This is a genomic window from Acidovorax sp. Root275, assembly GCF_001428965.1.
Classification (GTDB): Bacteria; Pseudomonadota; Gammaproteobacteria; order Burkholderiales; family Burkholderiaceae_C; genus Acidovorax; species Acidovorax radicis.
In genome coordinates this window covers 650,155-673,540 of record NZ_LMJH01000009.1, presented here as the reverse complement: position 1 = coordinate 673,540, position 23,386 = coordinate 650,155, and the positions used below count along the sequence as shown (strand labels likewise).

The window sequence follows — 23,386 nt, the reverse complement described above, 5'->3', positions numbered from 1 at the left end:
CCGGCCATGCCTTCTCTCGGAGACTTCCGTGGCCCTTCCATCCCTGCGCAGCCTGGTGGTGCGCTTTCTGCTCAGCCGCCTGCGCACGGCACGGTCGGTGGCGCGCCTGGCGTACCGCCGCAATGCCCACAAGCCTGCGCTCATCGACCGGCGTGGCACCCTCACCTACGCACAGCTGCAAGAACGTGTAGAGCGACTGCAGGCCTGGATGCAGGCGCAGGGCGTGAAGAAGGGCGATGTCGTGTTCACCCTGCTGCCCGAGACTGGCGAACAGTATGAAACCCGGCTCGCCACGTTCGAGAACGGCACCATCTTCGCGAGCTTTCACAAACACCTGCCGGCCGATGCGGCGCTGGCCACCATGGTGCGCGTCAAGCCCGTGGTGCTCATCCACGACCCGCTGCTGAGCGCGCCCATCCTCCAGGCCGTGCGCGAACAACTGCCAGGGATACACCTGCTGGCGCTGGGCGAAGACTACGAGCAGGCGCTGGCGCAGCACGCCCCCGCACCCGGCACGGCCACGCTGCACGAAGACGATATCTTCGCGCTGCACATGACCTCGGGCACCACGGGGCTGCCCAAATCCATCGGCTACAGCAACCGCAAGTACCTCGACAGCGTGCGGCTGATCTCCCGGTCCATCGACTTCCGGCCCCCCGCCAGCCGCCAGGATGTGAACATGCTGGGCTTGCCACTCACGGGGCCGGGTTCCGGCCTGGTGCTGCCCACCTTGCTGGCGGGCGCCACGCTGGTGATGCCGGAAGACTTCAGCGCCGCCACCCTGGCCGCGTTGATCCAGAAGCACCACGTCTCCCGCGCATTTCTGTCGCCCTCGGCCATCATCGACCTGCTCGACGAGCCCACGCTGGGCCAGTACGACCTCTCGTCCCTCACGCACGTGCCCTACGGTTCCGAGATGATGCCGGCGCCCAAGATCGCTGAGGCCATCCGCCGCTTCGGGCCGATCTTCCAGCAAGGCTACGGTTGCCTGGAGGCGCTGCCGCCCATCACCTGGCTGCTGCCCCACCAGCATGTGGACACGCAGGGCCAGCCACTGGGCAATGACATCCTCTCCACCGTGGGCCGGGTGATGCCCGGGGTGCAGGTGGTCATCCGCGACGAACAGTTCGCGCCTTTGCCGCTGGGCCAGATGGGCCTCATCACCGTGTTGACGCCGGTGCGTTTTGACGGCTACTGGCTCGACCCCGAAAAAACCCAGGAGACGCTGCGCGATGGCTGGGTGGTGATGGGCGATGTGGGTTACTTCGACGCAGCCGGCTACCTCCATGTTCTGGGCCGCAGCGCCGACCGTGTCCTGCGCCATGGGCAGTGGCTCAACCCTCGCGAGGTGGAAGAGGTGGCGCACACGCACCCCGCCGTCAAGGAGGCGTGCCTGGTGCAGCATGGCGCCACGGCCGTGCTGGTGCTGAGCCTGCGCCAGAGCTGGCGCACCGGGCACGACCGGCTGGCGCTGGAGCACGACATTGCCCAGTACCTGGCGCACAAGCTGCCCACCGCCCAACAGCCCGACGATGTGCACATCGTCGAAGAGATCCCCCGCAGCTTCCTCAACAAGATGCTGCGCCGCGAGGTGCGCCTGATGCTGGAGGCCGCCCCGCCCCGCGTGGCCCATGCCCCCGCCACCGCGAGCCCAACGGCGCCTCTTTCGGCCGCGCATCCATGACGGGCCCAGCCACCCGGCTCACGCTGGGCACCAAGCTGAGCTACGCCACCGGCAATGTCGGCCTGCAGATGCTGATTGCCGCCATGAACTTCATGCTCATGATCTTCTACACCGACGTGGCCCTGGTGGCGCCCGCCGTGGCGGGTGCGGCCCTGCTGGTGGGCAAGGTGTGGGACACCGTCAACGATCCGCTTTTTGGCTGGGTGACCGACCGCACACGCTCGCGCCATGGCCGCCACCGGGTCTACCTGATCTACGGCGCGCTCCCGCTCGGCGTGGCGGCGGCAGCCGTGTGGATGGTGCCGCCAGGCCTGAGCCCCTGGGCCGCCTTCCTGTGGATCGCCCTGACCTACACGGTGTTCGACACGCTCATGACCCTGGTGCAGCTGCCCTACCAGGCTATGGCCGCCAACATGACCCGCGACTACGACGAGCGCACCAGCCTCACAGCCTACGCGTCGATGGGCGCCCTGCTGGGTTTTTTTGCGGGCAGCGTGTTCATGCCCATGCTGGTGCGCGCCGCCCCCGACGCCCGCACGGGCTATGCGCTGGCGGGCTCGTGCTTCGGGCTGGTCGCAGGCGTGGCGATGGCCGTGGTGGCCTGGCGCGTGCGCGAACCGGCGGGCGATCCGGTGCGGCCCGCCGACGCCGATAGCCCCGCGATGTGGGAGTCCGTGCGCGAAACCTTGCGGACCACGCTGCACAACCGCCCCTTCCTGATGCTCATGTCCGCCGCAACGCTGGTGCGCCTGGGCCTGACGCTGGTGCAGGCCTCGCTCGCGTATTTCGTGATCTACCAGCTGCAGGGTGACAAGGGCGACCTGCCCCGCTTCATGGGCACCCTGCTGGGCGTGGTGGGCCTGTCGCTGTTCGTTTGGAAGCGCGTGGTGGACCGCTGGGAAAAGAACCTGGCCTACATCCTGGGCCTGGTTTTTTGCGCGGCCGGGCTGGTGGCGCTGTACTGGGTGGGCCCGGGTGACCAGCGCCTGGTCACGGCCATCTTGGTGGTGGTCGGTATCGGCATGGGTTCGCACTGGATCGTGCCTTTTGCCATGGTGCCCGACACCATCGACCACGGCCACATGCAAACCGGCGAGCGCAAGACCGGCATGTACTACGGCCTGTACGGCCTGATGGACAAACTGGCGCGCACGCTGGCCACCGTGCTGGTGGCAGGCATGCTGGACCTGACGGGCTATGTGCCCAACGTGGCACAGTCCGCCACGGCGCTGCAGGGCATCACGCTGATGACGGGCATCCTGCCAGCGGTGTGCCTGGTGCTGGCGATTCCGCTGCTGGTGGCCTATCCGATCACCCGGTCGCGCCACGCAGAGATCTTGCGCCACAGTGGCACGCCCTGAGGACCTGCAGACGACCGGGCGTGCACGGCTGGCCGCAAGCCGGGTGTTGCCAGATCATTCCAGCCAGCGGACGTTCTGCAGAATCTCGTCGAAGAAGCTGCGCAAAGTGGCGGCAGGCATGCTGTAGGGGTCAAAGTCGGCGGTCCCGGAGTATTTCAGGAACATCTGACGGTTGGCCTCGAGCGAGGCGATCAGTCCCATCGACCAGCCGGTGAAGCGCCGATGAGGGATCTCGCTCAAATCGAGGACCGCCGTGTCGCGGTGGCGGCCGTCCTTCAGCAGACGGTGGTACAGCGCGTTGACGGCAGCACGGTCACCTTCGAGCAGCTGCAGAAAGATGCCGTTGTTCAGGCACAGGGCTCCCGTGATCCCGGCGCGGGTGTTGTTGCGCTGTGATGCCCCCAGGATGTCCTTGACGTCTGCAGGTCCCAGCACACGCGAAGACCGGCTCGCGTAGATCAGTTGTATCAACATGTATGTCTCCAAAACGCCGAGTGTGTCAGCGCTGGCCCCGCTGGGTTGCCTGCGGTGGAATAACCCCTCAAAACCCGTCGACAAACCCCACCGAAGCCTCTTGGCCCACCACAGACGGGGCCTGCGTGGAGGGTCTTTGCGCACAGCGGCACCGCTGCCCGAGGCGATCGTGTAACTTCCAGCAGCCCAACTCGGTATGACACCCATGACGGAACTGCCGCCCCCCAAGCCTGCCGACGGAACCCAGATACAGGCGGCGCTTTGCAACCCCCAGCGCCTGGCTGCGGTGCGCGAAACCGGCTTGCTGGACAGCATCGCCGAAGAGAGTTTTGACCGATTGACCCGACTGGCCTCCAAGATCACCGGGGCTCCTGTCACCTTCATATCGCTGGTGGACTCCCGCCGCGATTTCTACAAAAGCACGTTTGGCATGGGCGCGCCGTTGGACACCCAGCGGCAGCTCACCGGGCGGACCTTCTGCCACTACGCCATGGTTTCCGAAGGCCCCCTGGTGCTGGAAGATGCCACTGTGCTGCCGGTATTTCGAGACGTCCCCACCGTGGCGTCACTGGGGGTGCGCGCCTATGCCGGCATTCCCCTGAAAAACGAAGCTGGCGAGGTACTTGGCAGTTTCTGCGCCGTGGATTTCAAGCCCAAGCAATGGACGCAGCAGGACATCGAGGTCTTGGTCGAACTGGCCCACTCCACGATGCGCGAGATCCGGCTGCGCAGGGCGCTGCAGAGCGCCGAGACGCTCAACCAGCAGCTGCTCCAGCAACTCCAAAAGGTGGACGAACTGAACCTGGCCCTCAACGAGCTGGCCCGGACCGACCCGCTGACGGGCCTGCGCAATCGGCGCGCGTTCGATGACAGCCTGGAACTGGAGCTGGCCGTGGTGGAGCGCACGCGCTCGCCCCTGAGCCTGCTCATGCTGGACGTGGACCATTTCAAGCAGATCAATGACAACTTCGGCCACACCGCGGGAGACAAGGTGCTACGGTCGATCGCGCAAGTGTTGAGCGGTTGCGTCAGGATCATCGACATCGTGGCCCGTGTGGGGGGAGAAGAATTCGCGGTGATCCTTCCCCACACCGACGCGACCGGCGCACACGAAGTCGCCCAGAGAATGCGCGTTGCGGTGGCCCAGGCGAGCTGGCTGTGCCAGCCCACCACCATCAGCATCGGTGCGGCCAGCCTGCGAGACGCAGAGAGTGCCCGCAGCCTCTTCGCGCGGGCTGATGCAGCGCTGTACGCAGCGAAAAGATCCGGAAGAAATCGCGTAGTGGCAGCATAGGCTGGCACACCAGGTTTTCACAGGGGCCTTCCTTCTTGCTTCAATCCTTGAAAGCGGTGCTATGCCGAGAATGTGCGCTCAGCGGGGCGGGACATCGAAGGCCGAGGCGTCCACCGTGGCCACCGAACGAAATGCGGGCCTGGCAAACAGATAGCCTTGCATCAGGCTGATCCCCACATCCCACAGGAAGTCGCGTTCTGCGGGTGTTTCGATACCTTCGGCGACGACCTTGATGTTCATCTCCTCGCACAGGCGCACCAGGCTGCGCACGATGGCCTGGCGGGCGCGGTTGGTGTCCACGTTGCGGATGAGGTCCATGTCGATCTTGATGATGTCGGGCTGAAAATCCGACAATAGCTTCATGCCTGCGTAGCCCGCTCCGAAATCGTCAATGGCAGTCTGGAAACCACAGCGCTTGTACTCGCGCAGGATCTGTGCAAACCAGGGGCCGTCCTCGATGCGCTCGCCCTCGGTCACCTCGAAGATGATCTGCTCCAGCGGAAAGCCATGCGCTCTGGCCGCCTCCAGGGTCGTGCGGATGCACACCTCGGGCTTGTAGATCGCGTTGGGCAGGAAATTGATCGACACCGGCTGCGCCAGTCCCAGCTCGGCCGCGCCCTTGATGGCCTTCACCCGGCAGGCCTGGTCAAAGCGATAGCGGTTGTGGTCGTTGACCTGCGACAGCACAGTCATCGCGCCCTCGCCACCAGGCCCTCTCACCAACGCTTCGTGTGCAAAGACTGCGCGGCGCTCCACGTCCACGATGGGCTGATAGGCATAGTCAAACTGAAACCCCAGCCCCACGGCCTTTCCGCAGTCCTCGCAGTCTTGCGAAGTGCCGCCGAGCGGGATGAAATCAGCAGGAAACGAAGAATTGGCCTGGGAGGAACGAAGCGCGCGCATGGCTCGGATTTTCCATTCGATTCAAAAATGATGGCGTGGGGTGAAATTTGACCTCATGCAGGCCTCTGCCTGCAAATGTCCGCGTGCGATTTCAGACCTTGGGGCCGCACCCCGATTCGACGACCACTGTTTCAACACAAGCAGCGATTTGAAGCCCTGAGAACGTCTTCACGGTCTTGCAGGGGATCGTCAACACGTTCTCAGGCACGGGGCGTTGGCCCCACCGGCTCGGGCGGCAGCACGCCACGCATCGCCAGGCAAAACGGCTGCGCGCATTCGGCCCGCGCGGCGTAGGGGCAGCCCACCGTCTCGCACAGGTCTGACGCCCCGTTGCGCGCCCGGTCTTCCTCGCGCGGCACCTGCCCGCTGGCCTGCAGCACGGCCATCTGCGTCCAGGGGTCCATGCGCAGTTGCGTCAGCATGTCGCGGCCATACACGGTGGCGGGCAATTGCGGCTGGAAATCCATCACCAGCAGAGCACTGGTGCGCGGGGCCGACGCCTCCAGACCCTGCAACACCAGCGCAAACACCCCGGATTGCAGCGACTGCGCGTTCCCCGTGAACGGCACCTGCAGCAGCGGCGCCGCAGTGGGAACGGCAGCGGCGGCCGTGGACGCAGCAGATGCCGACGCCGCCGCACCGGAAGGCGCCTGCGACCCCAGCCAGGGCACCGGCACGCGCAGGGTCAGCGCAAAGCCGCGCGAACCTTCGGGCGTCTGCACGCTGCCCTGGCGCACCAGCCAGGTCTGCAGCGGGGGGGCATCAACGTCCGCCGCACCGCTTTCCAGCGCCTGCGCCAGCCCGATGGGCCAGGGCTGGGCAGCCGTGACCCGCTGGGGTGCCCCGCTGCCGGCCGTGAGCTGCGCCACCAGCGCGCCCACCATGCGCATCAGCGGCGTGCCCAGCCCCGTGGCAGGCCAGTCAGCACCCGACACGGATACAGCGGAACCGACAGGCGAACCGGGAACCGACGCTGGCGCCCCCACGGGCAGCGGCGGTGGTGACAAAGGGCCCCGCAGTACACCGCCAGGCCGGGCCCCCGAGGCGGCAGCTGCGGCGGCACGGTCTGCCCCTTCGCGCCGTGGGTCAAAACCTGCACCGAGCTGCTCGCGCGCCTGGGCCGAGATGCTGGCCTTGTCGGCCGGGGCAGGCAAAGGCCCAGCGGGGGGGCTGGGCGAGGTGGGGGTGGGCGGTGGCGCGCTCGGGTCGGCCGTGGGCAGCGGTGCGGGCGCAGGCGTGGGTTTGTCCAGCCCCAGCAGTGCGCTCTGCCGCTGCAGCGCCGCCTCGGCCAGAAACTGGGCCACGGGCGGCAGCGCGCTGCGGGAGGGGTCGATGGGAAGGGCCATACCGTACGTGCAAAGGGATGCCCGATTCTGTAGCGATTCGGCCAGCGTGAACAGGGCGCGCGGTCCACAGCGCGGCAGTTCACCAATACGCTATTAAATATATAGCAAAAAGTACAATACAGTAAAGCGCTAGCGGCCTATTTGATCCAAAATTTGATCAACCCGCTGGCCTGCCCCACGCCAGCACCCCGTGGTTTCAAACCCCGCCATGCCCCAGCACCCCACCCTCCAGCTATCCGACAACATGCCAGGCCCCAGACCAGAGCCTCACCCCGGGGTCGCACCCGCCCTGCTGGGCGCGGTGGCGGGGTTTCTGCTGCTCAGCGCGTGGATCTTTGCACCGGGCTGGGAGCGCGCGTTCCGCTCTGACAACTCGCCCGCATCGTGGCTGTCGAGCGCACTGCTGCTCACACTGTGCATCACCGCGCTGCGCCTGACGGCCGAGCGCTGCCTGCCCTGGCGACTGGGCGTGTGGCTGGTGCTGGCCTTCGGCACGCTGGCGCTGGACGAACAGTTCATGCTGCACGAGCTGTGGAAGTTCCGCTGCCACGAATGGACCGACGCCTGCCGCTGGGGCCTGGTGCGCGAGGCGCCGATGCTGACGGTAGCCGTGGTGGGCTTGGCCACGCTGGCCTGGCTGCACCGGGCTCTGTCGCACCGCAGCACCCGCTGCCTGCTGTGGGCAGGGTGTGCCGTGGGGCTGGCGGCGATTGCGGTGGACCAGTGGCCTGAGGTGCAGTCGCATCTGTCATGGCTGCCAGAGTTGCCGGAGTTGCTCGCCACTTTGGAGGAAGCGTTGGAAGTGACGGCGGAGGCACTGGTGCTGGGGGCGTTGTTAAGGCAGCCGGTTCAAAGGTAGGGGGTGGGTATAGCTGCAGGCGGATTGGCCGGCCCTTTTATACGGATTTGCGTTCGATCCATCAGAACCGTTCGGGCCTGTCGAAGGGCTCAGCGTGAACGGATTTATATTTTTGAATACGGATCGGTATCAGACCCCGAACCGCCAGGCCGATGACCGGAAAACGATCAGCCAGCGTCTGGGCATTCTTCGCATTCCTCAATCCCCCGTGCGCCGCCATACCAGCCCCAACGCCTTCAACTTCTGCCAGGCACTCGCGCGCTCATCCGAGAGCACATCCAAAAAGTCTGACAAGCGTTTGGACTTGACCATGGTGTAGATGGTCAGCGAGGTGGTCAATACGAACACAAGGGCGAAGATCCCCAGCTTGCGGCTCACCGGGGCATCGGCCTCTGCCAGCAGGTTCATGCCCAGGAAGCCCGTGGTCACGGTGCCGATCAGACCAAAGATGGTCACCACCGTCAGTCGCACCACGGTATTGGCCTGGCGGCGCAGGCTGTCGGCGTCCAGGTACTGGTTCATTTCGCCAATGCGCTCCTTGACCTCTGTGTACAGCGGGTCGAGCCCGAGGTGGTTGGCGCACATGCGAAACAGCGCGCGCACCTGGGCCTGTTCGGACACCTCGTGAAACCAGTACCGGTGCGTGAAGCGCAGAAAACCGGCAAAGCTGTCGCGAATGGTGCGCTTGAAACGGCGCACGCTGGCGGCGTCGGCAATGTCCAGGTCTTTCAGGGCCTCGGCCAGCCGGTCCGAAAACATCAGCAGCGCCGCCTTCTGGAAATGCGCAATCAGGAACAGCAAAAAATGCTGGTGCCGGAACTGCGCCAGCACCCCCCGGTCGCGGCAGACATAAAACGGGCTGTTCGCATCGCCCAGCACCAGCAGCGAATGGCCGCTGCACAGATAGCGCGTGTTGGGGGCGGCACCGCTGTGGCTCCAGAAGCGGTCGTAGCAAAACCGCTTTTCGAAGTCGGCCAGGTGTTCTTCGCCATAAGGCAGACCGGCGTCGTCGCCGGACGGGGCCGCCCCCGTCACCAGGCCGAAGCGGATGAAGTCGCTGCGGCTGAGCGCGCGCGGGTTGTCCAGCGCCAGAAAGGCCAGCTGCGGCATGCGGTAGTACTCGATCTGGCGGTAGCGCAAGGGGCCGCTGCGCTCGGAATGGTCACTCACCAGAGGCTCCAGCAGCCAGGCCCAGTGGGCCGCGATGCGCGGGGCGCGATAGCTGCTGACATGGGCCATGAAGAGGTCGCGCTGGTTGGCATCGGACTGGGCCAGCACCTGCCCGGCGGCGTCCAGCCACTCGGCGCTGTACAGGCAGTGTTGCGCATGCCCCTCCGCATCCCAGCTGGCAGGGTAGCCGCGGCCGAAGCGGTACAACAGCTCCTGCGCCTGGGCCAGCGCCAAGTCGCGGGCGCTGACCTCGACATTGAGCAGCACCAGGTCCAGATCGAGAAAAAAGTAAAGGTCTACATGAACGATGTCGAGCGTGATCGGCGGCGCGCCGGGGCGCAGCACCGCACGCACGGCGCTGACATCGCTGCGCCGGAACACCCGCATCGGCGAGCCCGTGGCGCTGCTGCCTTTTTGGCTGCGGCCCTCCCCGTACAGGAAACGCTGCACATAGGGCAAAAAGGTCACGAATTCGTTGTAGTGGCGTTCGTGAAATCGGCCGCTGTCGCCCGTGAATTCATCCACCACTTCGCGCCACGGCGAGGCCTCGCCCATATCCGCCAGCACCTGCCAGGGCTTGGCGTGCCGCCCCTCGGAACCCCGCACCGGCATCAGGCGCAGGGGCCACAACAAAACCTGGCGAAACTCTCGCACGCAGGCGGGATGGGACTCAGCGGACATGGGCGGGCCTTTCGTGGGGATCGGGGTTGCGTGCCAGGCGCTGGCAGCAGAGCCCATGGGCAATATCGGAAACGATGCTACCCAAAACCGCCGGGGACGGGGAGGCCTGCACAGGCCGTTGGCAGGTTGCAGGCCACAGCGGCCCACCCCGCAGGGGCCGCTCAGGTGCATTCCTGGTCCACCCAATGCCCGGCCCGGAACCACTGGCCGCCATGCCCCAGCAACGCCCTGCACCCACCACCCCTGCATACGCCCTGTCGCCGCCCCACACAGGGATCGCGCCGGCCCTGCTGTGTGCGATGCTGGGCTTCCTGCCACTGCCACTGAGTACGTGGTTCCACGCCCCGGGCTGGGAGCGCGCTGGCGCTCCGACAACTCGCCCGCATCGTGGCTGTCGAGTGCGCTGCTGCTCACGCTGTGCATCACCGCGCTGCGCCTGACGGCCGAGCGCTGCCTGCCCTGGCGGCTGGGCGTGTGGCTGGTGCTGGCCTTCGGCGCGCTGGCGCTGGACGAGCAGTTCATGCTGCATGAGTTGTGGAAGTTCCGCTGCCACGAATGGACCGATGCCTGCCGCTGGAGCGCCGTGCGCGAGGCACCGATGCTCGCGGTGGCCGGGGTGGGCGTGGTCACGCTGGCCTGGTTGCACCGGGCTCTGTCGCACCGCAGCACCCGCGGCCTGCTGTGGGCCGGTTTTGCCGTGGGGCTGGCGGCGATCGCGGTGGACCAGTGGCCCGAGGTGCAGCCGCATTGGCCCTGGTTGCCCGAGCTGCCAGAGTTGCTGGCTACGCTGGAAGAGGCTTTGGAGGTGGTGGCTGAGGCGCTGGTGCTGGGTGCGTTGTTGCGGCAGCCGGGATTGCGGTGAGTGTGGGTATCACTGCGGGCTGATTGAGCGGTCAGTTTGGGCCCTGAGCAGCCGTTCCGAAGCGCGGCCCGGAAGCTGCCATTGACTTGTTGCACGGGGCTGTTGCAAATTTCGTTGTCTGCCCACCAAGCTATAGTTTGCCGATTTGAAGCATGTCGGGTTTCACGGAATTTTTATACCTGGACGGTTGAACAGGTCGCCCCTTGCAAACCTATGCTGCAAGCCACTTTCCGGAGAAATCAGTGTCCAGAATATCCCGCACGGTCCAGTTTATCACGCAGGTTTTGCGGGATACATCACATTAGGTTACACAGGAATTAGCTTATGAAGATTACCGTAGGTGGCCGCGAACTCATTACTACGGCGGTTCTACAAGTCCCCGATGGAGAGGACGCTTGGATTGAGTTTCAGGCTGGAACCTGGAACGTTCGGCTCAACGTAAAGTTCGTCGACGACAAAGAGGACTCGACACAAAGATTCTTTCTCGAAGGTAAGGACGATCATGCAGTCTTAACCTTCAACAATTGGAATAACGGCTTGCCCAGTGCAATTCCGAAACCGTTCCCGTTTGGCGAGACTGACAATCGAAAAATCGCATTCGTCTTTTCAGGCTATTCCGTTGCAGGCTTCAAGCGTTTGGACATTTCGTTCTTATGGGAGACCGAAAATGGCCAGTAATGGAAAGTTCGCTCAAATCCAAGCGCCTACCAAAAGCGTCCACAGCAATCTAGATCAAGAGATCATCCAAATCACCGAAGATAGGCTGCGCTTGGTATTGAAAGACCACCTGGAACTTGTTGAGGAAAAAAAGGCGTGGCACGCGCCACTTGGCGTTCTCATTGCCATAGTGGCGGCGTTTGTAACAGCAGATTTTCGTGATGCATATTTCAAGGCGGAAACTTGGCAAGCTGTCTTCTTGATCACAGGCATCCTGTCGTTAATCTGGCTAATAAAAACCATCTACAGGTCAGCTACTTCGCCTAGCATCGATGACATTGTTTCCAAGATCAAAACACGGTCTACAGACGGTAAAACCTAACCTGCCAGTCGAGAGGGACAGCCCAGAAGCGGGCTGCCCCTCACTTTTACGTTGAGCGTCTGCTTCCGTTCGCTTCCACGGACTGCTCCTGGCCGAATTCTGCCCCACGGCGAAGGACGCTAGCGGGCCCTGAAGAGTCAACAGACCTCCGCCCCCAAAGCCGCCTCTCGGCCAATGAATTTAACGCACTGGCCGCGCTGCCTGCAGCCTCTTTCAGCACGTGGGTGCCGCATTTGGCCATGCGACCATGCCACAGAACTAAAATGCGCAGCCAGTGGCGGTAAGCCATCTCAGTGCTGAGGTTAGTGTAGATATCGAATCTGGTCCCTCTGCCTTTCTAAAAGCCACGCGGTGCGCAAAAAAGGCGTGCTGGGTTTTATTGTGTGCTTATACCTATTTTTGCAAACAATACATCGGCGCCAAACCCAGACTACAAGTCGGGTTCAGGAGGCTGCAGTGACAAGAATATTACGCGTCATCCGTTGTATCCCTCCGACATCTGTGAGATACATTATGTTAGGCCGTACAAAGTTCTTGCACGAACGGTTCGTTGAAAATAGCCAGTCGATAGCCCTAAGGTCTTCGCACGTCTGAAGGTGCCGCATGATAGCCGGGTTACGCACCACCCAAAATTTTCTGCTCAAGTTCAACCAAATTTCAAACTATCCCTCTGGCCTCTAGAAAATTTAACTTCATTCCTGCTCAAGAATTATGGATCCAATATTGATTATTTTTTTTATTATTTTTGGCGGGGTTGTCGCCATGATTTACAAATTTAAAAGGAGAGAAGTTAGCCGGTGGAAATCCCATCCGACGATGGACGAGTACTTAACCAAAAACCCCGAGTGCAAAACGAGAAATGGACTCATGTGCTCAAGGTGCGGCTCAGGAAGTATCAAAAACTGGGGACTTTTCGGCAGTGAGGATACCCAGCGACTTTTTATTTGTAATCACTGTGGTGAAAACCTCTACCGGAGTTCATAGATGCCTCCGCCAGCACAGCCTACCCCCTGCTCGAGCCCACTCGCATCTGCATCAACGTTGAGCGTCCACTTTCGTTTGACGTTACCGACTGCTCTTGGCCGGAAGCTCCCCCTGAACACTTCTGAGCTCCCCACCCCAAGCATCTGAAAACGCAGCCCATCCCCACCCCAAACTGCCTCGCAAGGAGTCCACTCACGTGCACTCCTGATCCACCCAATACCCCGCCCGGAACCACTGGCCGTTGATGTTCAAGTACCACCGCCAGTCAAAAACCGGCTCAAAGCTCATGCCACCCGGCGCAGGGGTATCGATGCGCAGGATGTCCGCCACACCGTCGCGGTCCACGTCGATCTCGTGCACCATCACCGCCGTTTTCTTGCGCTGGGGCTTGCCGCGGATGGGCGGGTCGGCGGGTTGCATCCAGCTGGTGGCATAGCGCCGGGTCTTTACCTTCACGGCATCGGGCGGCAGCTTGCCGGGCACGACCAGGCGGACCAGCACCTCGGCGGTGTCGGACAGTTTGGCGTAGCCACGCACTGGGACCGTTTCGTCCTCGCGCGGGTCGTCGAAGCCCTTGCCGGGGTAGTGGCCGCCGCAGTAGTGGTCGGCGTTGCTGATGTCCCAATAGCGTTGGCGCAGGGCCCGTGCGCCGACCAGCCCCTGGTGGGTGATGGCATACAGGGTGAGCGCGGGGGCAAAGGCCAGGTCGGCAGACCCCACGTCCCAGAAGCCGGTCACGAATTCGATCTCTGGCCCGTTGTGGCGGTTGAAACTGCCATGCGGCGTGCCGGTGGGGATCACACTGATGCGGGTTCCCGCCACCGCCGCCAGGCCATCGGCATCCGTTTCGTGCAGCAGGGCCACGCTGGCGTGGGTGCGGAAGTACGACGGGGCGATGGTGGGCAGAACGGGCCGCGTGGCGAGGGGGGCCACGGCGGGGATGTGGTCTACCGCGCGGGTGGCCAGCTTCAGGTCGGCGAGCGGGTCCACGGGCTCGCCCCGGTTGATCTCCTGCTCGGGCCGAAGCGGCACGCCTGCGCGCAACAGCTTCTTGGCCGCTTCAAACTCGGGGCGCACCGGGTACTGCACGGGGGCCTCCGGCGCGTGGGTCTTGACCAGGGCATTGAGCTGCAGCGCGGCGGGCCGGGGCAATGCGTTGCCATAGGCACGCAGCCGATTGGGCGATGGTGCCACCCAGAAGGCACGGGCGGGGTCTTTGGCCGCCTGGGCCAGGGTCAGGGGCTGGTCAGACAGCAGGTTGCAGGACACATGGGCCTGCACCGGCGCCGCCAACGCGGAGCCCAAGCGCGCATCGCCCCGGTAGAGCACAGCGCACCAGCCGTCGCGCTCGGCAAGCTGGTCCAGGGCCGTGTTGGCCGGCACCTGCGCCACTACACGGGATGGGGACTGGGACTGAGACTGGGCGGCATCGCGCAGGTTGACCCAGGAGCCTTGCGCGTAGCGTGGCTTGGCGGGCGCTACGGCGGGGGTCTGGGCCCATGCGCTCACGCAAGCCAGCGTGGCCACTGCCGTAGCCGCTACCGCTGCGGAAGCCCGAAGGGGCTGCAGGGAGTTCGAAATCGCCATCATGTGTCAGCTACCTCCGCTATTGGTGTCGGCATGGTTGCGCCCGAGACGCCCGTTCGGGCTGAGTCTGTCGAAGCCCTGCGCTGCGCTTCGACAGCGTGAACGGTTCATGGGGTGCATGTCCGGTTCATGGGGGTGCATGTCGACCCCCCCATCACCCCATCACACCGCCAATGCAGGCTCGGTCGCCGCTGCAGGCGGCTGCGACTCGATCACGCGGGCCAGCAGCGCGCCGGCATAGCGCGCAGGCAGCGGAATCCACACGCGCACCGGGTTGCCTTGCGCCACAGCCACCGGTTGGCCTTCCGCATTGCGCATCTGGTCCAGCCGCACGGTGATGTTGCCGCTGGGGTGCACCACTTCGATCAGGTCGCCCACCGCAAAGTGGTTCTTGGTTTCGACCAACACCCAGTCGCCTTGCAGCCCCACTTCGGCCTGCCCCTCGGCGCCCAGCACCTCGCCCGCAAACTGGCTGCGCTGCGTGGCCGAGTGGCCGTTGATGTAGTTCTGGTAGTCGTTGCTCGGGCGGCGCTCCAGCAGGCCGCCCGTGTAGCCACGGTTGGACAGGCCTTCCAGCTCAATCAGCAGCTCGGGGTTGAAGGGCCGTCCGGCCACGGCGTCGTCGATGGCGCGGCGGTAGACCTGGGCGGTGCGGGCCACGTAGTACAGGCTCTTGGTGCGGCCTTCGATCTTGAGCGAATCGACGCCGATCTGCGCCAGGCGCGCCACGTGCTCCACCGCGCGCAGGTCCTTGCTGTTCATGATGTACGTGCCGTGCTCGTCTTCCATGATGGGCATCATCTGCCCGGGGCGGCCGGCCTCTTCGATGAGGTAGACCTTGTCGGCCTTGGGGTGGCGCTCGCCGTTGCCGGTGGTCGATGCAAAGGACTGTTCGGCCTTCTGCTGCGCGGCTTCGAAGTTGAAGTCGCCTTCGATTTTTTGCGCAATGGCTTCGCCCGTGGTGGCGTCGATGTCGGCGTCGTGGGTGGCGTAGTTCCAGCGGCAGGCGTTGGTGCAGGTGCCCTGGTTGGGGTCACGGTGGTTGAAGTAGCCGCTGAGCAGGCAGCGGCCCGAGTACGCAATGCACAGCGCGCCGTGCACGAAAACTTCGAGCTCCATGTCGGGGCATTCCTGGCGGATCTTTTCGATCTCGTCCAGGCTCAGTTCGCGCGAGAGGATGACGCGCGATACGTCCATCTTCTGCCAGAACTTCACGGCCGCCCAGTTGGTGGTGTTGGCCTGCACCGAGAGGTGCACCACCTGCTCGGGCCACTTCTCCTTGACCATCATGATCAAGCCCGCGTCGGCCATGATGAGGGCGTCGGGCTTGCAGTCGATCACGGGCTCAATGTCGCGCAGGTAGGTGCGGATCTTGTCGTTGTGCGCAATCAGGTTGCTCGTCACAAAGAACTTCTTGCCGCGCGCGTGGGCCTCGCTGATGCCTTGGCGGATCTGCTCGAGCTTGAACTCGTTGTTGCGCGCGCGCAGGCTGTAGCGGGGCTGGCCGGCGTACACGGCGTCGGCGCCAAAGTCGTAGGCGGCGCGCATCTTGTCGAGCGAGCCAGCGGGCAGCAGGAGTTCGGGGGCTTTGAGGGTGGTCATGGGGTGGCCCAATCTAGAAATCGTCGGGATCAGGTTCAGCGGGGCATGGCGGGCATCAGCGGCAAGCCCGCCAGCGTGCCCACGGCCTGTGCCGGAAACGCTTCGGCATCAAACGCCTTGTCGCCGTCGGCATCAGGCAAACCGTTCGGCGCCAAACCCTTGAAGTCGAACTGGCGCGGGTCCATGAAGTGCGAAGGCACCAGGTTGCGCAGCGCCACGGCCATGTTTTCGATGCGGCCGGGGTACAGCTGCTGCCAGTCGCGCAGCATCTGGCCGATCTGCTTGCGCTGCAGGTTCTCCTGGCTGCCGCACAGCGTGCACGGGATGATGGGAAAGGCGCGGATGTCCGCCCAGCGGCTGAGGTCGTCTTCGGCCACGTAGGCCAGCGGGCGGATGATGAGGTGGTCGCCGCGGTCGCTCTGCACCTTGGGCGGCATGCCCTTGAGCTTGCCACCGAAGAACATGTTGAGAAAGAAGGTCTGCAGCATGTCGTCGCGATGGTGGCCCAGCGCGATCTTGGTGGCGCCCAGCTCGTCGGCCACGCGGTACAAAATGCCCCGGCGCAGGCGGCTGCACAGGCTGCACATGGTCTTGCCTTCGGGGATGTGCTCCTTGACGACGCTGTAGGTGTCCTGCGTTTCGATGTGGAAGGGCACACCCACCTTCGTCAAATACTCGGGCAACACATGGGCTGGAAAACCCGGCTGCTTCTGATCGAGGTTGACGGCGATCAGCTCGAACCGGTTCCCGTTGCGCTGCTGCAGCAAACGCAGCACGTCGAGCATGGCGTAGCTGTCCTTGCCGCCGGAGACGCACACCATGACCTTGTCGCCGTCTTCGATGAGGCCGAAGTCGCCAATGGCCTGGGCGACCTGGCGCACCAGGCGCTTTTCGAGCTTGAGCGCGGCGTGGGCGGCCGCCTTTTGAGCAGCATCGTCGGCAGGTGCCGTGTCGGCGGGCAAGATAGCGTTGTCGATCATGGTGGGCTGCCTGGAACGGCACTGCGTTGCCGCAAGTCAGAGCGGCAACAATTGCTATTAATTAGATAGCGCCTAGCGCTTGACCATCAAGCGCCAGGTGCCAATTTTCCTACAAACCGTTCATTCAGCGCGAGTCTCTCACCCTCGGGTGGGCGTTGCAAAACCCGCAGCGCGCGAAACCGGCGCGGCCCAGATCAATGGCCGCCGCGCAAGGGCCGCCCCGCCGCGCTGGCGGCGTCCCCCTTGGGGGAAGGCGCCGCAGGCGACTCAGGGGGGCAGCTACTCTAGGCTTCAGCAGGGTAGAACATCTTGCGCGTGGGCACGTTTGCAACCGCCTTGGCGATGGCGCCAATGTGGTCGGGCGTGGTGCCGCAGCAGCCGCCCAGGATGTTGACCAGCCCCTCGGCCGCGAACTCGTGCACCAGGCGGCTGGTGATCTCGGGCGTTTCGTCGAAGCCGGTGTCGCTCATGGGGTTGGGCAGGCCAGCGTTGGGGTAGCAGCTGATGAAGGTGTCCTCGGCCACGCGGTTCAGCTCCTGGATGTAGGGGCGCATCAGCGTAGCGCCCAGGGCGCAGTTCAGGCCGATGGCCAGCGGGCGGGAATGGCGCACGCTGTTCCAGAAGGCGGTCACGGTCTGTCCGCTGAGGATGCGGCCCGAAGCGTCGGTGACCGTGCCGCTGATGATCAGCGGCAGGCGCTGGCCGCTGTTCTCAAAAAATTCGTCGATGGCGAACAGCGCGGCCTTGGCGTTGAGCGTGTCAAAAATCGTCTCGACCAGCAGCAGGTCGCTGCCGCCCTCGACCAGCGCTTCGGTCTGCTCGTAGTAGGCGGCGCGCAACTGCTCGAAATCCACGTTGCGCGCGCCGGGGTCGTTCACGTCAGGGCTGATGCTGGCCGTCTTGGGCGTGGGGCCGAGGGCGCCAGCCACAAAGCGCGGCTTGTCGGGCGTGCTGTATTTGTCGCAGGCGGCGCGGGCCAGTTGCGCCGACTTGAGGTTCATCTCGCGCGCCAGGTCGGCCATCTTGTAGTCCTCCTGCGCGATGGTCGTCGCGCCGAAGGTGTTGGTCTCGATGAGGTCGGCGCCGGCGGCCAGGTAGCGCTCGTGGATGTCGGTGATCACGTCGGGCCGGGTGAGGCTGAGCAACTCGTTGTTGCCCTTCACGTCGCGCGGGAAGTCCTTGAAGCGGTCGCCCACGCTGCCCGGGCCGCTGTAGCCCTCGCCCCGGTACTGCGCCTCGCCCAGCTTGAAGCGCTGGATCATGGTGCCCATGGCGCCGTCGAGGATGACGATGCGTTGGGCGAGGATGTCGGGCAGCTGCGCGGCGCGGGTGTAGTGAAGGGCTTGCATAGCCCCCTATTGTAGAAAGCGCGGCCCTGCCACGGTGCAGCGCACAATATGGGCCTTCGGTGTGTGCGCCGGTCGCCCCACAAGCACCCTTCGCCAGACACCAAAATAGCCGTCAAATCAGCTTGTAGCGCTTATCCCAAAAGCACTAAAAGCTATCAAATTCAGAGCATTCGTTTGTCTTCTCGCCTGTCCTCCGCTGTGTCCCCTGCCCACACCGTCCTGCACGACGTTTTTGGCTACGAGCAGTTTCGCGGCCCCCAGCAGGACATCGTCGAGCATGTGATCGGCGGCAGCGACGCGCTGGTGTTGATGCCCACGGGTGGCGGCAAGTCGCTGTGCTACCAGGTGCCGGCCATCGTGCGCCAACAGCAGGGGCGCGGGGTGACCATCGTGATCTCGCCGCTGATCGCGCTGATGCACGACCAGGTGGGCGCGCTGCACGAGGCAGGGGTGGATGCCGCCTTTTTGAACTCCACGCTGAGTTTTGACGAGGCGCAGGATGTGGAGCTGCGCCTGCAGACCGGCGACATCACGTTGCTGTATGCGGCGCCCGAGCGGCTGAACACGCCACGTTTCCTGGGCCTGCTCGACAGCCTGTACCAGGGCGGACACCTCTCGCTGTTTGCCATCGACGAAGCGCACTGCGTGAGCCAGTGGGGCCACGACTTTCGCCCCGAGTACCGCGCGCTCACGGTGCTGCACGAGCGCTATTCGGGCGTGCCGCGCATCGCGCTCACGGCCACGGCCGACGACCTTACACGCGCCGACATCATCGAGCGGTTGCAACTCGAAGACGCGCGGCTGTTCATCAGCAGCTTCGACCGGCCCAACATCCGCTACCGCATCGAGGAAAAGAAGGACGTCACCACACAGCTGCTGCGCTTCATCGAGCGCGAGCACGTGGGCGAGGCGGGCGTGGTGTATTGCCAGTCGCGCAAGCGCGTGGAAGAGCTGGCCGCCACGCTGTGCGACGCGGGCCTGACCGCCCTGCCCTACCACGCGGGGCTGGACACCAAAGTGCGCCAGAAGAACCAGGACCGCTTCCTGCGCGAAGAGGGCATCGTGATGGTCGCCACCATCGCGTTCGGCATGGGCATCGACAAGCCCGACGTGCGTTTTGTGGCGCACGTGGACATGCCCAAGAATATCGAGGGCTACTACCAGGAGACCGGGCGCGCAGGCCGCGACGGGCTGAACGCCGATGCATGGATGGCCTACGGCCTGAACGACGTGGTCAACCAGCGCCGCATGATCGACGAGAGCCCGGCAGGCGAGGAGTTCAAGCAGGCGCTGCGCGGCAAGCTCGACGCGCTGCTGGCGCTGGCCGAGGCCACCGACTGCCGCCGCGTGCGGCTGCTGGCGTACTTTGGCGAGCAGTCCACGCCCTGCGGCAACTGCGACAACTGCCTGACACCGCCTGCGATCTGGGACGCCACCGACGCGGCGCGCAAGCTGCTGTCCACCATCTACCGCGTGAACCAGGCCAGCGGCATCAGCTTTGGCACCGGGCACATCATGGACATCCTGCGCGGCAAGAAGACCGAGAAGGTCGCGCAGTTCGGGCACGAAAAAATCTCCACCTTCGGCATCGGTGCGGACCTGACCGAGCCCCAGCTGCGCGGCGTACTGCGCCAGCTGATCGCCACGGGCGCGCTGGGCCTGCAGAAAGTGATGCTGGACAGCGGCCACAGCTTTGACACCCTGTGCCTTACCGAGGGCTCGCGCGGCGTGCTCAAGGGCGAGGTGCCGGTGCAACTGCGCGAATCGGTGTCGTCCGCACCCGCCAAGCGCACCCGCAAGGGCAGCGCCCCACCCGCCGCCGCCGCCAACCTGGGCCCGGATGCGCAGGTGCGCTTCATCAACCTCAAGTCCTGGCGCGCCGAAGTGGCGCGCGAGCACAACCTGCCCGCCTACGTGATCTTTCACGACGCCACGCTGGCAGCGATTGCCGAGCGCAACCCGACCACGCTGGACGACCTGCAGGGCATCAGCGGGATGGGGGCGAAAAAGCTCGAAGCCTATGGCGCGGAGGTGCTGCGGGTGGTGGGCGCAGGCTGAGCACGGCCAGCCTTACCCGCGCGGAGCCTGCAGGGTGTGGGCATGCGCGCGCGCGATGTTCCTGAAGCCTTCCGAAATCCGCCCGTCCAGGGACACTTCACGCCAGAACGCCAGTGCCAGCGCCTGGGCCTCGGGCCACACATCGAGCGTGGCAGCCGTGGGCACTTTTTTCTCCAGGGCCAGATCCTGTGGCACCAGCTCGCCCGCGATGGGCATGTACAACATGGGCAGCACGTCGTAGGCGGGTGACAGGCGCCAGTCGTCCTCGACCAGCACCAGGGAGATGTTGCCGTAGTGCCGGTCGGTATTGCCAATCAGCACGCCGTAGGCCTCGAGCAGGCGCAAGGCACGCGCATCCTCAGGGGTCAGCAGGCCGCGTGCCTGCATGCGCAGTGCAGTGGCGGCCCAGTGGTCCATCTCGCCCACGTACTGTGCGTCGTAGACCATCAGCGACACCATGCCGATGCGTCCGGGCGGCGGACCATGCAGCCTGCCCACCCACGGGGAGCACCGGTCAAAACGTTCGGATTCAAGAAAGACCCGGCCCTCGCGCACAAAGACCGCCGTGTTTGCGGCGGGCAGGCCGGCCTGGCCCAGCACCTTGAGGGCCAGGTGTTCGCACAGCAGCAGGTCGCGCGTGCGCTGGTCGGCCGGGCTGTCCCCGCTGCTGGAGAATTTCACGATCACGCTGCGCCCCTGCGTGACGCAGCAGAACTTGGGCTGCTCACCGCCGGCCGAAGAGCCCGGTAGCTGCCCTTGCAGCGCGCTGCGGGCGAGCTGGGGATAGTCGTCCGCCGAGGTGGCGCGCACCAGGCGTTGGCCCAGGGTGTGAAATCGCTCCAGCGACGCATTGCCCACGAGCAGGTTGCCTGGCAGGTCCTCGCCGCGCAGCGCCAGGGCGCGCAGCACATCGTCGTCGGACCAGTGGCGCGGATCCACAGGCAACTGCAGATCCGGGTGCAGCTGCGCAAAGTTGCGGCCCATGAAGCCCTGGGGCCGCATGTCGGCCAGAAACCAGGGCAGGCTGTCGTGGCGCTCGCTCACACCGTCTTCTTCGTCCACCCAGAACGCACCACCCGGCAGGGGCACCATGCGGCCAAAGGGGGCGGGGACCCCGGCGGTATTCACCCGCATGATGGGGATGTCGTCGCCCACGCCCGCCACCGAGCGCGGCAGCAGATAGCGCTGGGATCGCGCCGCGCCCACCTTGCGGACCTGGCCCGTGCGTACCAGCGGCATGAGGGCGCGCGACACCGTGGGCTGGCTGACGCCCAGGTCGGCCACCAGGGCAGCACTCGTTGCCACGCCGCCATGGCGGCGCAAGACGGCCAAAAGGTTTTCAGCGTGGGGCGTCGGGCGATTCATGCATGATTATATGAATAGATAAAAATGACAAAAACCCCTATTAAAAAGCACATTTATGAATAGATATTTTTGCTCCTCGCAATGACTAGGAAACCCGTGCCCGCAGGGCCCGGATGCCGTCAGAAAAACGCCGCAGCGTGGGCGTGCTGTCACCCGGGGGCACCATCAATTCAATGAGCTGGAAGCGCCCGCGTTCGGCAAACGCGGCATCGAGCGCCGCCTTGAACTGGGCGCGCGTGTGCACCCGGTGGCCGCGCCCGCCCAGCGCGTCGGCGGCATCGGCCAGGTGCCAGTCGCCGAGCGCGGCGCAGCGCGACGTGGTCTGGAACGCGCGGATCATCTCCCAGGTCTGGTTGTTGAGCACGATGGCGATGGGGTCCAGCCCCAGGCGCGGGCAATTGCCCAGCTCCCAACCCGTCATCTGGAAGGCGCCGTCGCCCACCAGGATCAGGCTGCGCTGGCCCGTGGCCACCTGGGCGCCAATGCCGGCCGGCACCCCAAACCCCATGGACGCGTAGTAGCCCGGCGCCACCAGCGGCGTGGGCAGCAGCTCCATGGCGGCGAACAGGCAGTCGCCGATGTCCGAGACGATGTTCATGGGGCCGTGCGTGCGGATGCGGTCGTTGAGCGCGCGGGAGAGGTCGGCCGCACACACGGGCGCATCGTCGGCCACCAGGCCTTCGGGGCAGAGGGGCGGGGGTGGCAGCGCGCGTGCCGTCGCTACGCCCGCTGCCGGGGCACGGGCCAGCAACGCCTCCACCAGCGCGGCCAGGGGGATGTCCGGGTACAGGTGGTGGCCCACGCGCGCCTCGCGGTGCGCGGCGATCAGCGCGCGGCGGAAGTCCATGCGCTGGGCGCTCACGCCGAAGTTGCTGTCCGACAGGATGGCGCCCAGCATCACGGGCAGGTCGGAGTCGTCCAGCAGCGCGCTGGTCTCCGGTGCGCCCGCCACGCCCAGGTAGGTGCCGTGGAAGGGCACGCCGGCATGCCCCGCGTCCTCGGCCAGCAGGCCCCGGCCCATGAAGGTGGTGAGCACGGGCAGCTGAAGGCGGCGCGCGAGTTCGGCCACGCGGGCTTCCAGGCCAAAGCGGCGCACCTCCACGTCCACCACCAGCACGGGGCGCCGGGCCGCCTGGAGGCGGGCCATCCATTCGTCGGCGCATTCGGCCACGGCGGCTGCGTTGAACGGGCTGGGGGGCAGCACCGGCACCTCGGCCATGGGGTGCAGCGTCATGTCGCGCGGCACCTCGATGAGCACGGGCTGCGAGTATTCGCGGCAGCTGCGCAGCACGCGGGCAAGGTCGGCTGGCGCGGTGGCGGGGTCGGACAGGCGCACCTGGTCGCAGGTGATCTCGCGGAAGATGCGCCACTGCGAATCGACATGGCGCACCTGGTGGTGCAGCACCAGGCCGGAATGAGCCTCGACCTCGCCGGGGCAGCCGGCCAGCACCACCAGCGGCGAGCGCTCGGCATAGGCCCCCGCCACCGCGTTGACCACGTTGAGCGCGCCCGCGCCGTAGGTGACAGCCACCACGCCCAGCCCGCAGTGCATGCGCGCGGCGGCATCGGCGGCAAAACCCAGCGAGGGTTCGTGGCTGAGTGTGACCAGCGGCAGGATGCCGCTTTCCTCGATCTGCGCGAAGAAGGGCAGGATGAAATCACCGGGGATGCCGAAGATCTCGCGCGCGCCGTGGGTTTTGAGCGCCTGCAGCAGCTGGAGGCCGAGGGGGTTCATGGAGGATTTCCTGACAAGGTGGTGCCGGTGTGCGGCGGTGGCGCGAATGATCC

General features: G+C 65.1%; 18 protein-coding genes. 8 read left to right on the top strand and 10 right to left on the bottom strand.

Going from position 1 to position 23,386, the window contains the following annotated elements; translation table 11 throughout:
- Positions 1–28: 28 nt before the first annotated feature.
- Both ASE52_RS18115 and ASE52_RS18110 read left to right on the top strand, forming a co-directional pair.
- Complete coding sequence (locus tag ASE52_RS18115; protein WP_057228068.1) at positions 29–1,684, top strand: class I adenylate-forming enzyme family protein; 1,656 nt, start codon at positions 29–31, stop codon at positions 1,682–1,684.
- Positions 1,681–3,045 (top strand): glycoside-pentoside-hexuronide (GPH):cation symporter, encoded by a 1,365-nt coding sequence (locus ASE52_RS18110; protein ID WP_010465350.1) that lies wholly within the window; start codon positions 1,681–1,683, stop codon positions 3,043–3,045. The genes ASE52_RS18115 and ASE52_RS18110 overlap by 4 nt, the downstream gene beginning before the upstream one ends.
- Before the next feature lie 54 nt (positions 3,046–3,099).
- Here ASE52_RS18110 and ASE52_RS18105 read toward each other — a convergent pair whose 3' ends face one another.
- On the bottom strand, positions 3,100–3,519 hold the full coding sequence (locus tag ASE52_RS18105; RefSeq protein ID WP_010465348.1) for a BLUF domain-containing protein: 420 nt from the start codon (positions 3,517–3,519) through the stop codon (positions 3,100–3,102).
- A gap of 205 nt (positions 3,520–3,724) precedes the next feature.
- On the opposite strand from ASE52_RS18105, the gene ASE52_RS18100 reads away from it, so the two are divergent.
- Positions 3,725–4,813, top strand: coding sequence for a sensor domain-containing diguanylate cyclase (locus tag ASE52_RS18100; RefSeq protein ID WP_057228562.1), 1,089 nt, complete (start codon positions 3,725–3,727; stop codon positions 4,811–4,813).
- 78 nt (positions 4,814–4,891) lie between these two features.
- Here ASE52_RS18100 and ASE52_RS18095 read toward each other — a convergent pair whose 3' ends face one another.
- Together ASE52_RS18095 and ASE52_RS18090 are read right to left on the bottom strand one after the other, a co-directional pair.
- Entirely contained in the window at positions 4,892–5,716 is an 825-nt protein-coding gene (locus ASE52_RS18095; RefSeq protein ID WP_057228066.1) for an EAL domain-containing protein, read from the bottom strand.
- Between the two features lie 200 nt (positions 5,717–5,916).
- Positions 5,917–7,062 (bottom strand): hypothetical protein, encoded by a 1,146-nt coding sequence (locus ASE52_RS18090; RefSeq protein WP_057228065.1) that lies wholly within the window; start codon positions 7,060–7,062, stop codon positions 5,917–5,919.
- Positions 7,063–7,270: 208 nt separating this feature from the next.
- On the opposite strand from ASE52_RS18090, the gene ASE52_RS18085 reads away from it, so the two are divergent.
- Complete coding sequence (locus ASE52_RS18085) at positions 7,271–7,921, top strand: hypothetical protein (RefSeq protein ID WP_057228064.1); 651 nt, start codon at positions 7,271–7,273, stop codon at positions 7,919–7,921.
- Positions 7,922–8,119: 198 nt separating this feature from the next.
- Here ASE52_RS18085 and ASE52_RS18080 read toward each other — a convergent pair whose 3' ends face one another.
- Complete coding sequence (locus ASE52_RS18080) at positions 8,120–9,772, bottom strand: hypothetical protein (RefSeq protein ID WP_057228560.1); 1,653 nt, start codon at positions 9,770–9,772, stop codon at positions 8,120–8,122.
- A gap of 331 nt (positions 9,773–10,103) precedes the next feature.
- Between ASE52_RS18080 and ASE52_RS18075 the strand changes: the two genes are divergently transcribed.
- From ASE52_RS18075 to ASE52_RS18065, 3 genes are all read left to right on the top strand, one after another.
- On the top strand, positions 10,104–10,634 hold the full coding sequence (locus tag ASE52_RS18075) for a hypothetical protein (protein ID WP_241777044.1): 531 nt from the start codon (positions 10,104–10,106) through the stop codon (positions 10,632–10,634).
- Between the two features lie 324 nt (positions 10,635–10,958).
- Positions 10,959–11,312: a DUF6864 domain-containing function gene (locus ASE52_RS18070; RefSeq protein WP_055401062.1), complete on the top strand. Its 354-nt coding sequence runs from the start codon at positions 10,959–10,961 to the stop codon at positions 11,310–11,312.
- Positions 11,302–11,673, top strand: coding sequence for a hypothetical protein (locus ASE52_RS18065; RefSeq protein WP_057228058.1), 372 nt, complete (start codon positions 11,302–11,304; stop codon positions 11,671–11,673). Before ASE52_RS18070 ends, ASE52_RS18065 begins: the two co-directional genes overlap by 11 nt.
- Positions 11,674–12,849: 1,176 nt before the next feature.
- Here ASE52_RS18065 and ASE52_RS18060 read toward each other — a convergent pair.
- From ASE52_RS18060 to ASE52_RS18045, 4 genes are all read right to left on the bottom strand, one after another.
- Entirely contained in the window at positions 12,850–14,244 is a 1,395-nt protein-coding gene (locus tag ASE52_RS18060; RefSeq protein ID WP_057228558.1) for a hypothetical protein, read from the bottom strand.
- A 162-nt stretch (positions 14,245–14,406) separates the two neighbouring features.
- Positions 14,407–15,846 carry a tRNA 5-hydroxyuridine modification protein YegQ gene (gene yegQ / locus ASE52_RS18055; RefSeq protein ID WP_057228056.1) on the bottom strand — a complete coding sequence of 480 codons (1,440 nt, stop codon included), beginning with the start codon at positions 15,844–15,846 and terminating at the stop codon, positions 14,407–14,409.
- A gap of 35 nt (positions 15,847–15,881) precedes the next feature.
- A complete protein-coding gene (ttcA, locus tag ASE52_RS18050; RefSeq protein ID WP_057228054.1) occupies positions 15,882–16,826 on the bottom strand; it encodes a tRNA 2-thiocytidine(32) synthetase TtcA in 945 nt (314 codons plus the stop codon).
- Between the two features lie 284 nt (positions 16,827–17,110).
- Positions 17,111–18,175: a homocysteine S-methyltransferase family protein gene (locus ASE52_RS18045; protein WP_057228052.1), complete on the bottom strand. Its 1,065-nt coding sequence runs from the start codon at positions 18,173–18,175 to the stop codon at positions 17,111–17,113.
- A gap of 198 nt (positions 18,176–18,373) precedes the next feature.
- Between ASE52_RS18045 and recQ the strand changes: the two genes are divergently transcribed.
- Positions 18,374–20,233, top strand: a complete 1,860-nt coding sequence (recQ, locus tag ASE52_RS18040) for a DNA helicase RecQ (RefSeq protein ID WP_057228050.1) — start codon at positions 18,374–18,376, stop codon at positions 20,231–20,233.
- Positions 20,234–20,245: 12 nt separating this feature from the next.
- On the opposite strand, the gene yjjJ is transcribed toward recQ, so the two are convergent.
- Together yjjJ and ipdC are read right to left on the bottom strand one after the other, a co-directional pair.
- Entirely contained in the window at positions 20,246–21,598 is a 1,353-nt protein-coding gene (gene yjjJ / locus ASE52_RS18035; protein ID WP_057228048.1) for a type II toxin-antitoxin system HipA family toxin YjjJ, read from the bottom strand.
- 85 nt (positions 21,599–21,683) lie between these two features.
- A complete protein-coding gene (gene ipdC / locus ASE52_RS18030) occupies positions 21,684–23,333 on the bottom strand; it encodes an indolepyruvate/phenylpyruvate decarboxylase (RefSeq protein ID WP_057228046.1) in 1,650 nt (549 codons plus the stop codon).
- Positions 23,334–23,386: the final 53 nt, after the last annotated feature.

Coding starts and splice junctions, on each gene's coding strand:
- ttcA (WP_057228054.1), bottom strand. CDS start 16,826: ATGATCGACAACGCTATCTTGCCCGCCGACACGGCACCTGCCGACGAT.
- ASE52_RS18110 (WP_010465350.1), top strand. CDS start 1,681: ATGACGGGCCCAGCCACCCGGCTCACGCTGGGCACCAAGCTGAGCTAC.
- ipdC (WP_057228046.1), bottom strand. CDS start 23,333: ATGAACCCCCTCGGCCTCCAGCTGCTGCAGGCGCTCAAAACCCACGGC.
- yegQ (WP_057228056.1), bottom strand. CDS start 15,846: ATGACCACCCTCAAAGCCCCCGAACTCCTGCTGCCCGCTGGCTCGCTC.
- ASE52_RS18070 (WP_055401062.1), top strand. CDS start 10,959: ATGAAGATTACCGTAGGTGGCCGCGAACTCATTACTACGGCGGTTCTA.
- ASE52_RS18045 (WP_057228052.1), bottom strand. CDS start 18,175: ATGCAAGCCCTTCACTACACCCGCGCCGCGCAGCTGCCCGACATCCTC.
- ASE52_RS18065 (WP_057228058.1), top strand. CDS start 11,302: ATGGCCAGTAATGGAAAGTTCGCTCAAATCCAAGCGCCTACCAAAAGC.
- yjjJ (WP_057228048.1), bottom strand. CDS start 21,598: ATGAATCGCCCGACGCCCCACGCTGAAAACCTTTTGGCCGTCTTGCGC.
- ASE52_RS18090 (WP_057228065.1), bottom strand. CDS start 7,062: ATGGCCCTTCCCATCGACCCCTCCCGCAGCGCGCTGCCGCCCGTGGCC.
- ASE52_RS18085 (WP_057228064.1), top strand. CDS start 7,271: ATGCCCCAGCACCCCACCCTCCAGCTATCCGACAACATGCCAGGCCCC.
- ASE52_RS18095 (WP_057228066.1), bottom strand. CDS start 5,716: ATGCGCGCGCTTCGTTCCTCCCAGGCCAATTCTTCGTTTCCTGCTGAT.
- ASE52_RS18080 (WP_057228560.1), bottom strand. CDS start 9,772: ATGTCCGCTGAGTCCCATCCCGCCTGCGTGCGAGAGTTTCGCCAGGTT.
- ASE52_RS18105 (WP_010465348.1), bottom strand. CDS start 3,519: ATGTTGATACAACTGATCTACGCGAGCCGGTCTTCGCGTGTGCTGGGA.
- ASE52_RS18100 (WP_057228562.1), top strand. CDS start 3,725: ATGACGGAACTGCCGCCCCCCAAGCCTGCCGACGGAACCCAGATACAG.
- ASE52_RS18060 (WP_057228558.1), bottom strand. CDS start 14,244: ATGGCGATTTCGAACTCCCTGCAGCCCCTTCGGGCTTCCGCAGCGGTA.